Origin of the sequence: Streptomyces longwoodensis, assembly GCF_001514125.1 — a bacterium.
Taxonomy (GTDB): Bacteria; Actinomycetota; Actinomycetes; order Streptomycetales; family Streptomycetaceae; genus Streptomyces; species Streptomyces longwoodensis.
In genome coordinates this window covers 123,028-137,940 of the sequence record NZ_KQ948553.1, presented here as the reverse complement: position 1 = coordinate 137,940, position 14,913 = coordinate 123,028, and the positions used below count along the sequence as shown (strand labels likewise).

Annotated in this window: 19 protein-coding genes; all 19 read left to right on the top strand. The window is 71.3% G+C overall.

The window, feature by feature from the left end:
- Positions 1-98: 98 nt before the first annotated feature.
- Complete coding sequence (locus AQJ30_RS15620) at positions 99-1,229, top strand: hypothetical protein (protein ID WP_067233824.1); 1,131 nt, start codon at positions 99-101, stop codon at positions 1,227-1,229.
- A gap of 120 nt (positions 1,230-1,349) precedes the next feature.
- Complete coding sequence (locus AQJ30_RS15615) at positions 1,350-1,622, top strand: hypothetical protein (RefSeq protein WP_067233822.1); 273 nt, start codon at positions 1,350-1,352, stop codon at positions 1,620-1,622.
- Between the two features lie 67 nt (positions 1,623-1,689).
- A complete protein-coding gene (locus AQJ30_RS15610; RefSeq protein ID WP_067233821.1) occupies positions 1,690-2,751 on the top strand; it encodes an N-6 DNA methylase in 1,062 nt (353 codons plus the stop codon).
- Between the two features lie 121 nt (positions 2,752-2,872).
- Positions 2,873-3,649, top strand: coding sequence for a hypothetical protein (locus tag AQJ30_RS15605; RefSeq protein WP_067233819.1), 777 nt, complete (start codon positions 2,873-2,875; stop codon positions 3,647-3,649).
- A gap of 122 nt (positions 3,650-3,771) precedes the next feature.
- On the top strand, positions 3,772-4,452 hold the full coding sequence (locus tag AQJ30_RS15600; RefSeq protein ID WP_067233818.1) for a hypothetical protein: 681 nt from the start codon (positions 3,772-3,774) through the stop codon (positions 4,450-4,452).
- 70 nt (positions 4,453-4,522) lie between these two features.
- A complete protein-coding gene (locus tag AQJ30_RS15595) occupies positions 4,523-4,717 on the top strand; it encodes a hypothetical protein (RefSeq protein ID WP_067233816.1) in 195 nt (64 codons plus the stop codon).
- A gap of 69 nt (positions 4,718-4,786) precedes the next feature.
- Complete coding sequence (locus AQJ30_RS15590; protein ID WP_067233815.1) at positions 4,787-5,032, top strand: hypothetical protein; 246 nt, start codon at positions 4,787-4,789, stop codon at positions 5,030-5,032.
- A 122-nt stretch (positions 5,033-5,154) separates the two neighbouring features.
- On the top strand, positions 5,155-6,363 hold the full coding sequence (locus AQJ30_RS15585; RefSeq protein WP_067233813.1) for a ParB/RepB/Spo0J family partition protein: 1,209 nt from the start codon (positions 5,155-5,157) through the stop codon (positions 6,361-6,363).
- A 74-nt stretch (positions 6,364-6,437) separates the two neighbouring features.
- On the top strand, positions 6,438-6,737 hold the full coding sequence (locus tag AQJ30_RS15580) for a hypothetical protein (RefSeq protein WP_067233811.1): 300 nt from the start codon (positions 6,438-6,440) through the stop codon (positions 6,735-6,737).
- A gap of 144 nt (positions 6,738-6,881) precedes the next feature.
- Entirely contained in the window at positions 6,882-7,709 is an 828-nt protein-coding gene (locus AQJ30_RS15575; RefSeq protein ID WP_067233810.1) for an SAM-dependent methyltransferase, read from the top strand.
- A gap of 153 nt (positions 7,710-7,862) precedes the next feature.
- Positions 7,863-8,231, top strand: coding sequence for a hypothetical protein (locus AQJ30_RS15570; RefSeq protein ID WP_245726947.1), 369 nt, complete (start codon positions 7,863-7,865; stop codon positions 8,229-8,231).
- Between the two features lie 17 nt (positions 8,232-8,248).
- A complete protein-coding gene (locus AQJ30_RS15565; RefSeq protein ID WP_067233807.1) occupies positions 8,249-8,428 on the top strand; it encodes a hypothetical protein in 180 nt (59 codons plus the stop codon).
- Between the two features lie 77 nt (positions 8,429-8,505).
- The gene (locus tag AQJ30_RS15560) at positions 8,506-9,435 is read left to right on the top strand and encodes a hypothetical protein (RefSeq protein WP_067233805.1); all 930 of its coding nucleotides are present in this window, start codon (positions 8,506-8,508) and stop codon (positions 9,433-9,435) included.
- 29 nt (positions 9,436-9,464) lie between these two features.
- Positions 9,465-10,346 carry a hypothetical protein gene (locus AQJ30_RS15555; protein ID WP_067233803.1) on the top strand — a complete coding sequence of 294 codons (882 nt, stop codon included), beginning with the start codon at positions 9,465-9,467 and terminating at the stop codon, positions 10,344-10,346.
- A 27-nt stretch (positions 10,347-10,373) separates the two neighbouring features.
- The gene (locus tag AQJ30_RS15550) at positions 10,374-10,763 is read left to right on the top strand and encodes a GNAT family N-acetyltransferase (protein WP_067233801.1); all 390 of its coding nucleotides are present in this window, start codon (positions 10,374-10,376) and stop codon (positions 10,761-10,763) included.
- Between the two features lie 120 nt (positions 10,764-10,883).
- On the top strand, positions 10,884-11,159 hold the full coding sequence (locus AQJ30_RS15545; RefSeq protein WP_067233799.1) for a hypothetical protein: 276 nt from the start codon (positions 10,884-10,886) through the stop codon (positions 11,157-11,159).
- Between the two features lie 71 nt (positions 11,160-11,230).
- Positions 11,231-11,482 (top strand): hypothetical protein, encoded by a 252-nt coding sequence (locus tag AQJ30_RS15540; protein ID WP_067233798.1) that lies wholly within the window; start codon positions 11,231-11,233, stop codon positions 11,480-11,482.
- Positions 11,483-11,555: 73 nt separating this feature from the next.
- On the top strand, positions 11,556-14,441 hold the full coding sequence (locus AQJ30_RS39395; RefSeq protein WP_245726946.1) for a DNA cytosine methyltransferase: 2,886 nt from the start codon (positions 11,556-11,558) through the stop codon (positions 14,439-14,441).
- A gap of 118 nt (positions 14,442-14,559) precedes the next feature.
- Positions 14,560-14,835 carry a hypothetical protein gene (locus AQJ30_RS37910; protein ID WP_067233796.1) on the top strand — a complete coding sequence of 92 codons (276 nt, stop codon included), beginning with the start codon at positions 14,560-14,562 and terminating at the stop codon, positions 14,833-14,835.
- Positions 14,836-14,913: the final 78 nt, after the last annotated feature.

Genomic DNA, 14,913 nt, shown 5'->3' with positions numbered 1-14,913 from the left:
TTTTTGCCTAATTGGTTTGGTAAAACTAGCTAGGCAAAGCCATATAGGGAAGGATGTAAGTAGTTCAAACCACACCAACCAGCCCGGAAGGACGTCTCATGGCCGCCATGCCTCACGTCACCGCGATCGCCCGCATCCTGCGGGGCCTCGGCCTCACCCAGGGCCGCGGCCGCGACTTTCGCGTCACCGGCGACTACCAGAACGGCGAGCGCATCGGCACGTTCGTCGTCGTCCTCACCGCCCACGCGGACGAGGTGATCGCCGAGCACGCCGACGAGATCGAGCACCTCTCGGACGAGGCGGGCTACCCGTACCGGGTCTCGGTCCGCTACGACAAGAAGGAGCGGCCGATGACGACCGTCGCGAACTACGGCGGCAGGGTCCGCGAGGTGCCGCCCGCCGCGGCGGCGGCCCTCGAGGAGCCGGCGAAGCCGGAACCGGCCCCGGCCGGTACGCCGCCCACCCCGCTGCCCGAGGTCGACGAGCGGGTCCAGCGGCGCTTCGAGCGCACCCAGGCCGGACGCCTCGGCTGGTCCGAAGGCCAGGCGGACCTGGTCCTCGCGGCGGCCGACAGCCTGCTCTACCGGCACCCGGTCGACGGCACCCTGCGGCGGCAGGACATGCCGGGCGCCCCGGGCCGCGTCGTCTCCGACCACCGGCTGCGCCCGCTCGTGGAGGCGGGGTTCCTCGTCATCGGCGAGCCCGACGCGGTCGGCCGTCGGCGCATCCTGGTCACCGCCGACGGGCGGACCGCCGCGCGCCTGTGGCGGAAGTGGCAGCCGGTCCCGGCCGACAAGACGCGCAGCGAGGAGCTGGCCGAGCTGCCCCCGCTGTTCCGGGGCGCGGAGGCCCACCGGCGGATGGCCCAGTGGAACCAGGAGGAGGTGCGGCGGGAGGCGCAGCGCATCGCGCTCATGGAGGCGCAGGAGGAGCTGTACGCCTGGGAGGAGCGTCAGGCGCGGATGCTCCGCGCGTGGCAAAAGGTCAACGAGGTGAGCAACCCGGCGCTGTCCCGGGTGCCCGCCGGGTGGGTGCCCACCGACATGGAGGTCAGGGTGTACGGGATCCCCGAGCAGGTGGTCGACGAGCTGCGCGAGGAAGCGGTGAGCCCGCAGCCCAAGCCGAAGCTGCCCGACATGCAGTGGACGGCCGAGGAGCGGCCGGCGGCGCTGGAGGCGGACATCAGCGGCCCGGAGCAGCTCGACCTGCTCGCCCTGTGCGGCGCCTGACCTGCGGTTTTCCTGGGAGTTTCTTTGCCTATCCAGTTTGTTAAAACTGGATAGGCAAAGCCAATTCGGACAGAATGAAAGTAGTTCAAAATCCCAACCTGAACAGAATGGGAGCCCGGCATGGACGCCATCTTCACCGCCGACAACGACCGCCTCGCGGACCTCCTCGCCGAACAGTACGAAGGCCTCTACGTCAGCGAGCTCCACCCCGGCATCGCGGTCCGCTACGTCGGCCTGGCCGGCGACCTGGTCTCCAAGAAGCTCCCCCGGGAAGCCGAGCCCATCGCCAAGGTCATCGCCGAGGCCATCGAGGATGCCGACATCGAGCAGATCGCCCCCTGGGACTTCGCCCGGCACATGGGCGTCGCCCTCACCGTCCTCGAACAGTTCTGACCCCCGCCCCCACCGGCCCGGCACCCGAGAGGGTGCCGGGCCGGACCCATGCCTGAACGGAGGACCGATGCAGCAGCTCGACCTGTTCGCCGACCTCGGCGAGCCCGAAGCCCCGAAGCCCGAGACGACGATCACCCTGCCCAAGCCGACCGCGGGCCAGTACGCCAGCCCGGCCAAGCCCCCGGCGCCCGCCCCCGCCCCGGCGCCCGCCCCGGCCCCGGTCGCGGCCGGCGGACGGCGGCGGCCCGAGTTCGTCTCCCGCCCCACCGGCGGCGCGGAGTTCGGCGAAGCCGTGGCCACCGCCTGGCACCACGCGCACGGCGGCAACCGCATGGAGATCCCCCTCGGCGTCGTCGCGACTCTCGCCCTGTGGCCGCTCAAGGGCGCCCCCCGCACCCTCGCCGACTTCTTCCGGGGCCTGGACGCCCAGCAGATCCTCGCGTGCGTCCGCGAGGTCTCCGCGTACTGGTGGATGCGCCGCCCCGACCTGATCGACACCGCGCGGGTACTGTTCGAGTGGGCGGACCGCGATGACCACACCAAGCACGAGCTGGCCGCGATCCGCGCCACGTTCCACGCGGCCCTCGACGCGCACGCCCTCGACCACACCGGTCACGAGGATCCCGAGGCGAACAGCTACATCGACCTCATGTCGTGGACGGTGACCGCGCTGCGCCACAACACCGCCCGGCAGGGCCTGGGGGAGTACCACACGCCCCCGGAGGTGTGCGACATGATGGCCGCCCAGATCATCGGCAACGACCCCGGCGTGATCCACGAGGGCTACTCGCTCGCCGACCCGTGCGCGGGCACCGGCGGCATGTTCCGGTCGGCCGCCCAGCACCTGCGCGGCATGGGCTTCGACCCCGCAGCGTTCACGTGGTTCGCCCAGGAGATCGACCCGCTCGCCGCGGCCGGGTGCGCGGTCAACGTCATCGTCTGGGGCCTGGGCCCGAAGGCGCTCGTCGCCTGCGGCGACACGCTCGCCGAGGGCAGCATGTGGCAGCGGGCCGTCGAGCACCGGCGGATCATGGTCGAACACCGCGACCGGGCAGCCTCGACAATGGCGATGGCCTCCGCGATCGCCCAGGTCGAGCAGCTCGTCAACCCGGGGGTGAAGGCCGCCTGACCTGCGGTTTTCTTAGAAGTTCCTTTACCGAATCGGCTCGTTAAAACTGGCTAGCACGAGCCGATTCGGGAAGGATGGAAGTAGATCAAACCACCCCACCCCGCACAGAAGGGACCCACGCGTGAGCGCCAACCTCCTCCCCTACATCACGGCCGGCCTGCGCTTCCCCGCCGACGACATCCTCTGCAAGGGCGACACCTGGCAGCGCGGCTGCGCCAGCGCCGACGGCGAGGCCGCCTACGCCATCCACACGTACAAGGGCAAGCACATGTGCGCGTACCACTCCCCGTTCGACAACAAGTACGCGCCCTGCACCGAGTGCGGCATCAAGCCCGCCCTGATGGCCGGCGAGGACGAGCAGATCTGCGACGACTGCCTGGGTGCGGCCGAGCGGGTGAGCGAGTACGACTACTACCTGGCCATGACCGGCGCGCACGACCTCCGCCACCCGGACCGGCCCGCCCCCGGCGACCTGCCCGCCAGCCCCGACGTCGACCACTACACGAAGGAAGCGTTCCGCCCGGCCGCGCACGTGTGCGACGAGGACGCCGAGCGCGCCCTGTACGGGCGCTACGTCTCCGACGGCCTGGCCGACACCGACGGGTACTTCGCCCCTGAGAGCTTCGAGGCCTGGCGGGCGCACTACCACCGGGGCATCGGCTACCAGGAGCCCCGCACGGCCGCCTGCACCGACACCGAGTGCCACGCCCCCCGGCACGAGCGGACCCGCCTCCTCGACCACGGCCGGCGGCGGCAGCCGGGCCAGCCGCGCTTCGAGGAGCTGTGCCCCTCCTGCCACGCCCCGCGCGAGGCCGCCCTGTTCGCCGCCCAGCAGGCCCGCCGGGACGGCCAGCGCCGCCCGGCCGAGGCCCCCGAGCAGGGCGCCATCGCGGCCTGACCTGCGGTTTTCTTAGAAGATCCTTTACCGAATCGGCTTGTTAAAACTGGATATAGCAAACCGATTCGGGCAGGATGAAAGTAGTTCAAAACACACCAACCCGGCCAGCATGGGAGAGCGACATGACCGCCACCTTTGACCTCGCAGACATCTTCGACGGCCTCGCCGACCACCGGCTCCGCATGGACGTGGCCGCCCGCGCCCGGCTGGCCGAAGCGCTGACCGACCCCACCCGGGCCGTGGACAGCAGCCTGGTCCGCGACGCGATGCAGAAGGCGGCGAACGCCAGCCCGTACCTGGGCGTCCTGGAGATCGCCGAGAAGGCCGGCCTGGTCGAGGCCCTGGACGACATGCGCAAGCGCCTCACGCACCGGCTGCTCACCCGCGGCATGTCCTCCAGCACGTGCCAGATCCACAACGAGAACGAGCGCTTCCACCTGGAGGCCGCCCAGCACTTCCTGACCGACACCCAGGGCCTCGTGGAAGCCGCGCGGGCGGCAGCCGCGCAGCCCGCCCCGGCCGGCGAGCCCGAGCCCGAGCCCGACCCGGCGCCCGCGCCCGCCCGGAAGGTGACCCCCGCTCAGCGGCGCACCCTGGAGGCCATCCGCGACAACGGCGTGAAGCTCCAGGAGCTGCGCGTCGGCCAGACCCGCGTGTCCACCGAGCGCGGCGAGAAGCCCCGCAAGGACATGGTCGAGTGGGCCATCGACGAGGGCCTGGCCGTGCGCGACAACTCCCGCTCGCTCTACGAGGGCCAGCCGGTCAGCCTCACCCCGGCCGGCGACGCGGTCCTCGCCGCCTGACCCGCCCGGGCCGCCCCCACCGGCCCGGCGCCCGCCCGGGCCGGACCCCGCACGAAGGAAGGAACCCACCATGGCGCATGCGCTGAACTTCGACATCACCACCGACGCCGGGCAGGCCATCGTCGACCTGTTCGACGGGATCAAGACGACCATCGCCAGCGGCGAGGACTGGAACGGCGGCGACGTCGTCGACGCCCTGACCGCCTGGTTCACCGCGCTCGGCTTCGACGTCGAGGCAGGGCCGGTCGGAGCCCCGGCCGCCTGACCCGGCGCCCGGGCGCCCTCGAGCGCCCCGGCGGCCTGGTCGGACCCCACGGAGAGCGAGGAGACGGCGATGCAGGACACCACGATGCGGGCCCGCGCGCGGGAGCGGAGCGGGCGGCTGGAGGCCGACCGGCGGCTGGTCGAGCGGCAGCAGGAAGCGATCGTGTGCGCGGCTGTGCAGGTCGGCGGCACGAGTGTGGCCGTCGCGCCCGAGGTCCTTGCGGAGGCTCTGGCGCAGCTCGACGCGGACCACGCGCGGCTGACCGACGAGATCGGCCACTGGGCGGCCGTCGCGGGGCAGGGGGACCGCCTCTGACCTGCGGTTTTCTTAGAAGTTCCTTTACCGAATCAGCTTGTTAAAACTGGCTAGGCAAAGCCAATTCGGGCAGGATGAAAGTAGTTCAAAACCACCCCAACCAGCCAGCGAAGGGACACGCCATGACCGCCACCACCGCCGAGGCCACCACCACCGAGACCGCGCCCGAGGCGAAGAAGACGCCCGCGCGCAAGCCGGCGGCGCCCCGGAAGGCGGCCGCCCGGAAGGCCCCGGCCCCCAAGGCGGCCCCCGCGAAGAAGACCCCGGCGCCCAAGGCGGCCGGCGACGGGACGCGGACCCAGCTCCGCACCATCCCGACCTCGAAGATCGACCGCGACCCGGGCCAGCCCCGCGAGCACTTCGACGAGACCTCGCTCAAGGAGCTGGCCGCGTCCATGGCCAAGCTCGGCCAGCTCCAGCCGGTCACCGTCCGGTACATCGAGGACACCAAGCGGTACACGCTGATCATGGGCGAGCGCCGCTGGCGGGCCGCCCAGATGGCCGGCCTCGACACGATGAAGGCCGTCGTCATGCACGGCGTCGGGGAGAGCCGCCACACGTTCGCCATGGCCGTCGCCGAGAACGTCGGCCGCGCCGACATGACCCCGGTCGAGGAGGCCAAGGCGTTCCACAAGCTCGCCGAGAACGGCTACGAGATCGACGAGATCGCCGAGCTGGTCGGCAAGAGCGCCCCGTACGTCCAGTGGCGCATCGACCTGCTCGCCCTCTGCCCGGAGGCGCGCGAGGCCCTCTCCAAGGGCCAGCTGCCCGTCGGCACCGCCTGGTACGTCGGCAAGCTCTCCAACGCCAACCAGGTGCGGTTCCTCGCCCGGTACGTCCGGGGCGACTTCAAGTCGGCCCGGGACGCGCAGATCTTCGCGCAGGAACTCCACGCGGAGGAGAAGCGCCAGGAGGAGCAAGGCTCGTTCTTCGTCCTGTCCGACGAGGCCGCGGCCGCCCGCAAGGACAGCGGGCAGGGCGCCCTGCCGGGCTCCCTCGACCTGCCCGAGGAGGAGCGCGAGCGGATCAGCGCCGACCGCGCGAAGCTCACCGGCAAGATCGACAAGCTGGGCCAGGCCGGGGAGATCCTCTCCCTGCTCGCCGCGACCGACCCGGAGGAGCTGGCCCTGCTGCTCGCCGGGACGCCCGGCGGCATCGGCGGCCACCGGCTGCGGATCAAGCACCTCCAGGACATCGCGACCAAGGCCATGGCGAACCTGCGCCGGGCGGAGATGGTCGCCGAGGTCCGCGCCTCCGGACTGACCGTCAACCCGGACGCCGAGGCCCCCGCCGACGTCCCCGCCGAGGCCCTGGCCGAGGCCGCGGCCTGACCCCCGAGTTCACCGGCGCCCCGCCCAGGCAGCGGGCGGGGCGCCCCCCTTCCATCAGCCAAGGAGCACCAGCCATGCAGAAGCCCGTCAGCTACCACGAGCAGACCGCCCCCGCGTTCACCCTGGCCGACGTCGCCCGGGCCGCCCTGGACCACGTCGGAGACCAGTGGCGGGCCGCGTCCGGCCCGTGGGGCACGACCGGCCACCTGTGGGCGTGGGACAACACGCCGTTCACGATCGGCGTGAACGGCACCGGCGAGCTGTTCGTCCGCAACGACCGGCTCGGCGACGCCCTCCCGCTGCCGGTCACCCCGGCCGACGACCTCGACACCGTCGCCCGCGCCGTCGCCGACATCACCGGCCGCCTCTACTGACCTAAGCCCCGTTCAGGGGGGCCAGAACCCCCCAACCCCTGAACGGGGCTCCGAGGCGGTCACAGCGGCCCACAGCGGGCCACCACACGCCCGTCTCAGCCCCGTTCAGGCAGCCCCACCCCAACTCCCTCAGGAAGGACCGCAATGGAGATCCCAAGCGGCGTCCACGACGTCCTCGCCGACCCCCGCACCGTCATCGCCGGCGACCGCGTGCAGATCCCGTTCGAGCTGGACCGGCCCCTGTACGAGCAGGTGGCCAAGGTGCTCACCGAGATCGGCGGCCGGTGGGACGGCCGCAAGAAGGTCCGCGCGCACGTCTTCCCGTTCCCGGTCGAGGCGTTCATGCGCGCGTGCCTGGCGACCCGCGAGTTCCCGAGCCGCTTCGAGCAGGGCTGGTACCCGACCCCGGAGAGCGTCGTCGACCAGATGCTCGCCCACGCGGGTGTCCGCGACGGCATGAGCGTGCTGGAGCCCTCGGCGGGGACCGGCTCGATCGCCGGGCCGGCGGCCGAGAGCGGCGGCGTCGTCGACTGCGTGGAGATCGACGAGCGCCGCATCCGCGTCCTCAACGGACAGGGCGCCGCGCGCCGCGTGGTGCACGCCGACTTCCTCGACCTCGACCCGCTCGACTGCCCGCACGGCTACCACAGGGTGCTGATGAACCCGCCGTTCTCGGCGGCCGTGCAGCACGTCCGGCACGCGCTCGGGTTCCTCGACGACGGCGGGACGCTCGTCGCGGTCCTGCCCGAGTCGGTGATGTGGCACAGCGACCGCGCGACCACCGAGTTCCGCGAGCTGGTCTCCCTCGCGGAGGGCACCTGGGCGCCGCTGCCCGACGACGCGTTCGCGCCCTCGGGGACGAGCGTGCGCACCGTACTCCTGGTCCTCGACGCGGCGGCCGGCGGGCCGCTGCCCACCCACGGATGGCACCAGCGCCAGCCCCGCCAGCTCGACCTGTTCGCCGCCACCTGACCCGCCACATCTTTGAACCTTCTTTACCTAGTCGGCTCGGATAAGCTGGCTAGCTTTAGCCGAGTAGGGAAGAATGAAGGCAGTACCAATCACCACCCCGAAAGGGACCGAATGCAACTCGCCACCTGCACCTACCAGGAGTTCACGCCAGGCATGGGTGCACCGATCCGCACGACGGCCGGCGCACCGCGCTTCGCCCTCGGCTACCAGCTCGCCGGGCACGCACGCCTCATCACGCCGACCCGGCAGCTGCTCGCGCAGAACCTGCCGCGCGACGCGTACGAGTTCCACTACCGGCGGCTCCTCAACGGCCAGGGCATCGACCGGATCTACACGGAGCTGGCCGGCCTCGCCGCCCGCGCCGGCGCCGACCGCCTGGTCCTGCTCTGCTTCGACCGGCTGAACAAGCCGGAGAACTGGTGCCACCGCACGATGTTCGCCGCCTGGTACCTGGAGAACACCGGCGAGGAAGTCCCCGAACTCGGCGCCCTCCCGCCCACCACCCCGCCCCGCCTGTTCTGACCCGAAAGGAGACCGCCGTGGCCGGCGCCTACTGCAAGTTCTGCAACCAGCGCTGCTTCGTGTACCGGGTGATACCCGACGGCCCCGCGAAGGGCTGGGCCGGACACCTCGCCACCTGCCCGGGGGGCATGGCCCACGACCGCGCCCAGACCGGGCACGACCACACGACCGCCATCAACCCGCTCAGCAACAACTGACCGCCTGACCTGCACAGTCCACCGGCCGGGACCCCCACGGGTCCCGGCCGGGCTCACATCCGAACGGAGCACACGCCATGTACGACGAGGTCGCAACGCGCGTCACCCTGGACAGCATCATCGGCCCCTACGACTGCATCGCCACCGACACCGGCCGGTGCCCCCGCTTCACCCTCGACGCCGCCCGCCAAGTCTCGGCGGGGACGCTGAGCATGGCCGACGACTACGGGTACAGCTGCGTGGACACCATCCACGTCATCGACGGCCACGCGGGCGGCGCAGACACGGTCCACGTCTTCGACACGGGCGAGACGTACGTGGTCAACGAGGACGGCGACCGGGCCCCGCGCGCGGTCGCCGTTCGCGTCCGCTGGCGCGGCAAGGTCCCGACCGTTACCCCGGTCCCGGTGAACCGTGAGACCCGCCGGGCGGCCCGCAAGACGCAGAACAAGCCGCGCGGCGGCCGAGGCGCCGCTGCCCGCGCGGCCGTCATCTGCATCCGCTGGCAGTGGGTGCACGACGAGGGCTCCAGCGCGGTCGACGTCATCAACCCTGCCGACGACGGCCGCTACCCCATAGGCGGCTGGGAGTGGCCGTGGTGCGTGGTCACCTGGGACTGCGTGTGCGGCTACAGCCCGGACTGGCACGAGACCGAGTGCCTGTGCGGCCTGACCCGCGACAAGCAGCCCACCGAGCCCCTCGCGGTCGCTGCCGCCCGCGCCCTCGCCGCCCTGCGCACGCTCGTCCCCGAGGCGACGTCCGCGCTCGTCGACCTCGCCGACCTCGCCCGCATCTGCGCGGTGTACGCCGGGGACCGCGAACTCGACCTGGCCGACGACACCGGCCCGTTCGATACGGAGACGCTCGGCACGGCCGACGAGATCCTGCGCCAGGCCCTCGACACCGCGAGCCCCCTCGGCCCCCTTGCCGCCGGGTGGCAGCACGTCCCCGACCCGGACACCGATCGCCTGTACCGGATCACCTTTCCGGCCGCCCGCACCCACTGACCTCCACCCCGACGAAACGAGGACGCCTCATGGCCATCCAGCGCCCCACCGGGCCCACCTACCACCTCCCCACCAGCCAGGCCCTCGGCGCGGCCGTCGACAAGGCCCTGAACGACGCCCGCCGGGCCACCGAACACCTCGGCCGGACCATGGCCGTCGTCACCGCCGCGGGGGTCCGCGACATCCTCACCGGCCACGAGTCGGACGCCCCGTTCGGCGCGGCCCGCCTTGAGCTGGTCGAAGGCGAGGACGGCTCCCTGTTCCCGACCGGCCGGTACTGGACACAGGCCGGCGAGGAGCGCACGTTCACCGAAGCGGTCGGCCAGACCGACGCCGGGAACGCCCTGCACGACCTGAGCGGCTGGACCGCGTACCTGGACGAGTCCAACTGGGACATCTGGTGGCCGCTGTGCGATGAGCTGCCCGACCGTGACCGGAGGCGGGCCTTCGCGCTCGACCTCGCCCGCGCGGCCGCACTCACCATCGAGCCCGCCCCTGCCGAGGCGGCCGGCGAGGTGCAGATGGTCGAGGCGCTGGTGTGCGCGAACGACCGCGACCGCTACCCGGCTCTGCTGGACCCCGCCGACCAGCGCGGCGGACACGTCCGGCCGTGGTTCGACCTGCCCACCGTCCGCCGGATCGCGGCCGACACCCGCCGCGAGGCCCGCCGCTACGGCCACGGCTCCACCGACACCGTGCACGTCCTCACCGGCACCGTCGACGGCGCCCGGCACACCGTGGTGGTCGTCGTCTCCTGGATGCGCCTCGGCGGCGAGCACCGCACACAGGCCGTCGAGGTCCTCCACCCGAACACCGACGGCCGGTACGCGGTCGGCGGGCACGCCTGGTGCTGGTACGCCCTCGACGACGACCTCATGCCGCAGATCCCGTTCCGGCCCGCGTCCGCCTGACACCCCTCACCCAGGAAGGAGCACGCCATGTCCCGAGCCCCCTCGAGCGCCGCCGAGTCCGGCGTCCGCGTCACCTACGTCCACCAGGGGCACGAGTACCACTTCCAGATCGGCCCGGAGCGCGCTCCTCACGGCTACGCGGTGGCCGTCCAGCTCCACACGTACGTGTGGCTGGAGGAGATCGCCGTCCGGCCCGAATGGCGGGGCCGGGGCATCGGCGGCCGCCTCCTGGACGATGTGATCGCCCGGTTCGGGCACCAGAGCATCGGCCTGCACTGCTGCCCGTTCGTGCCCGACTTCGGCGAGCCCCAGCGGAAGGTCGGCCTGCACAGCGACGACCTGCTCGCCTGGTACGGCCGGCGAGGCTTCGAACTCGCCGACGACGGTCATCGCATGTTCCGCCTGAGAAGCCGCTGACCTGCGATTTCTTTGTAGTCACTTTACTCTATCCAGTTATTCCTAACTGGCTAGGCAAATTGTATTCAGGAAGGATGAAAGTAGTTCAACACGCACCAATCGCCCACCAAGGAGCAGACCGTGAGCCAGGCGCCTGCACAGACCCTGATCGCCGAGTACCTCGACCTCCCCGACACCGAGGCGTCCGACGAGTTGTTCCACAGCGGCTGGGACAGCCGGACGCTCGCCTACGCACTCGCAGACGAGTTCAGCATCTACGCCGACAACCCCAAGCGGCTCCAGTTCCTCGCCGAGTTCGGGAGCGAGGACCGCGGCGGCTGGGTGCGCGGAAACATCTGCCGCGCCCTCGCCGCCAAGGGCGTGACCCTCTCCGTCGTCAACCGCCGCAAGTCCTGACCCGACCGGGGGCGGCCCGTCGGCCGCCCCCTCCCTCCATCGCCCCGAACACGCCCCCCAGGAAGGCCCCCATGAACGTGATGCTCACCCCGAATCGCACCGAGTCCCCGACCAGGCCCGAGGTGTACGGAACCCCCGCCTACTTCGGCCGGGTCGAGTGGTTCGACGTTGTCGACCGCGCAACGAACGACCTGCTGCCCTGGACCGTCAGCCGCATCGACGGCAAGGAGTGCGTCATCAACCACCCGGCCGAGGGCATCACCGCCGGCCTCAGCTCGCTGCGGACGGCCGCCGAGCTGATCCACGCCCGACGCATGCGCTGACCGCCCCCCTGCCCGACCTACAAGCGCCGCCCCGACCGGGGCGGCGCTCGCCATCCCAACAAGGAGTGACCGCATGGCCTCTGTGAAGAGGAAGAAGTTCCGGATCGCTGCCCACCGGCCGGCAAGGAGACGGCGCGTCTTCCGCCACGACTCCCTGACCGCGTGCGACCTGTTCAGCGGCTTCGGCGGGCTCACCAAGGGCATCGAGGACGCCGGATTCGACACGATCATGGCGGCGAACCACAACGAGTACAAAGTGCGGGTCCACGAGACGAACCACCCGACCGCCGAGCACTGGATCGCCGACCTGGTCGACCCGGACGCCTCCGACTACCACTCCGCGCGGGACCTGCCCCCGGCCGACCTGCTCGCCGCCGGTGTCTCCTGCTTCGCCGCCGGGGCGCTCGTGCTCACCCGGCGCGGGCTCATCCCGATCGAGGACGTGAAGGTCGGCGAAGAGGTGTGGACGCACCGGTCGCGCTGGCGCCCGGTCACGCACACCTCGGCGGTTGACCGGCCCACGGTTACCGTCAACGCGACCACCGCGATCACCTGCACCCCGGACCACCCGTTCATGGCGGCTACGGCCACGCGCGCCGTCCAGCCTCGCCGTAGGTACCAGCCGCTCGACGGCGCACGCTGCCTCGAATGCGGCGGCCCGGCCCCGCAGTTCAGGAACACCAGCACGGCCCGCCTGTTCTGCTCCCGGAAGTGCAGCCAGGCGAACGCGAACAGGCGCGCACTCCTCGTCCTCGGCGCACCGCGTGAGGTGCGGGCCGACTCCCTGGCCGGCGAGTGGGTCGGCACCCCGATCCTCACCGGCGAGACCGACGCCCTGCCCGTGGTCGACGGGCTCGGCACGGTCACCGCCGACGTCGCGTGGGTGCTCGGCCGGTGGGTCGGCGACGGGTGGCTCGCCCGCCGACCCGAGCGGGGCAACGTGTGGTCCCGCGTGACGATCTGCGCCAGCCACGACGAGAGCGACGCACTCGCCGAGGAACTCGCGGCACGGACCGGCCTCCCGTGGAACCGCACCCGGCAGCGCACGACCGACACCTTCCACGTCAACCGGGTGGGCCTCGCCGCCTTCCTGGCCGACCACTTCGGCCACGGCGCCGCAGGCAAGAAGCTGCCGACCTGGCTGCTGTTCGCGCCCGAAGAGATCCGCCGTTCCTTCCTGGATGGCTACCTGTCCGCCGACGGGCACATCAGCCGGGACGGCCTGCGCGTCCAGTCGATGTCGGTGTCCAAGCAGCTCACCGTCGGCGTGCGTCTCCTGCTGACCTCGCTGGGCTACTACGCCACGGTCCACTACCAGCGGCCGAAGGCCACGGCGGTCATCGAAGGCCGCACGGTGCGACAGAGCCCCCGCTGGACGGTCACCGCGCACCTGACCCAGCAGCGGAAGCCCAAGCACCGTGATGCGGACGGCTTCCGGTGGGGCAAGGCCAGCGGCGCCATCGCCCCGGGCGAGACGGTCACGGTCTACAACATGACCGTCGAGGAGGACCACACGTACGTGGTCGACGGCGTCCTGGTCCACAACTGCGTCAACCACTCCCAGGCGAACACGCAGAGGGCGTACGAGCAGGGCCTCGGGCTGTTCGAGCTGGAAGACCCGGAGTTCGAGGCGCGGGTGACGCGCTCCGAACGGGACCGCGCGACCGCGACGTGCGTTCTGCAGTACGCCGGGCGGCACCACCCGCGGCTGATCCTCGTCGAGTGCACGACCGGCCTCCAGTCGTGGGGGCCGGCGATCCTCGGCCGCCCCAAGATCGGCGACGGCAGCACCTACCGGTGGTGGCTCCACGAGTTCGAGAAGCTGGGCTACCGCTACCGGGTGCTGTACCTGAACTCGCAGTTCTTCGGCGTCCCCCAGAGCCGCGACCGGCTCTACATCGCGTTCTGGGACGAGTCGCTGCCCACCCCCGACCTCGACCACCGGCCGGCGTCGTTCTGCCAGCACTGCGACAAGACCGTGGAAGCGGTCTGGTCGTGGAAGACGGGCGTGCCCGCCTCGGGGTCGGTCTGCTACGGCAAGCAGTACAACTACCGTTGCCCGAGCTGCCGCCGCGAGGTCGTCCCGCCGATGACGCCCTCGCTGGTCGCCCTCGACCTGTCCGACCTGGGAACCAAGATCGGCGACCGGGACGTCCCGCTCGCCGAGACGACGCTCGCCCGCGCCGAACGCTGCCGCCAGCGCTTCGCCCAGTACCCGGCGGTCCTGATGCCCGCGAAGTCGGTGCACGGCATCGAGCGGCACCCGTGGCAGCCGATGTCCACGCAGACCAGCCAGCAGGAGACCGCGCTCCTCATGGCCGGTCAGATCATCGCCGCGCACCGGCACAACGGCGACGGCCAGCACATCCTCAGCCCGATGGACACGGTCACCGCAACGCACGAGAAGGCGGTGTTCCTCGCGGTCGACAACTACCAGGGCGGCCCCCGGGGCGCGCACATCCCGCTGCCCACGCAGGTCGGTTCGGAGACGCTCGCCGTGGTGTCATCCGGGATCGTCCCGTTCCGGAAGAACACGCTGCCCACGGTGCACGCCGAGGCGATGCCCACGGTCACCTCCGACCAGATCCCGGGCCTGCTGAGCGCCGGTTGGTTCAAGCAGAACGGGCCGAAGGGCGACGAGACCGCGCCGCACCCGGTGACCGACCCGCTGGGCACGCTCACCACGCGGGACACGACCGGGCTGCTCGTCGCCCAGTGGCAGGCGTCGCTGGCCGACCTGCCGCTGGAGGAGTGCTTCTTCCGGATGATGAAGCCCAGCGAGGTCGGCGTCGGCTGCGGCTTCGACGTCGACTTCGCTGGCCGCAAGGGGACGTTCAAGGTGTGGGGGAGCGCGCGGAACCAGGTGGACGGGTTCGGTAACGCGGTGAGCCCGGCGGTCGGAACGTGGATCGCGTCCCGGCTGCGGGCGGTCATCCATGGCGAGCTGGTCGCCGCCTGACAGCCGCGATCTCTTTTGAGATTCTTTACGTAATCTGCTTGGTAAAACTGGCTAGCCAAAGCCAACTAGGGAAGGATGGAAGTAGTTCAAAACACCAACTACCACCCAGGAGTGCGCCATGCCGGTCCGCAAGATCACCCCCACCACCCTGACCGCCAAGGAACTGGCCGCCTACCTGCGCGAGCAGATCAGCCCCCTGCGCGCCCTCTTCAACAGCGGCAACCACGGCACCCGCACGGGCGCCATCTGCGTCCACGACAACACCGTCCCGATCATCCGCGCCCTGGAGGCCGGCGAGATGGACCCGGTCAAGGCCCAGGTCCGCCTGATCGCGGTGAACGAGATCAGCCGCCGCTACCACATGCGGGTCATCCGGGCCCACCGCCCGGCCTGACCCACCCCGGGGCCGGGGGCAGGCAGCGCCCCCGGCCCCAACCCCCCTCAACCACCCACGCACGAACCGAGAGGAACC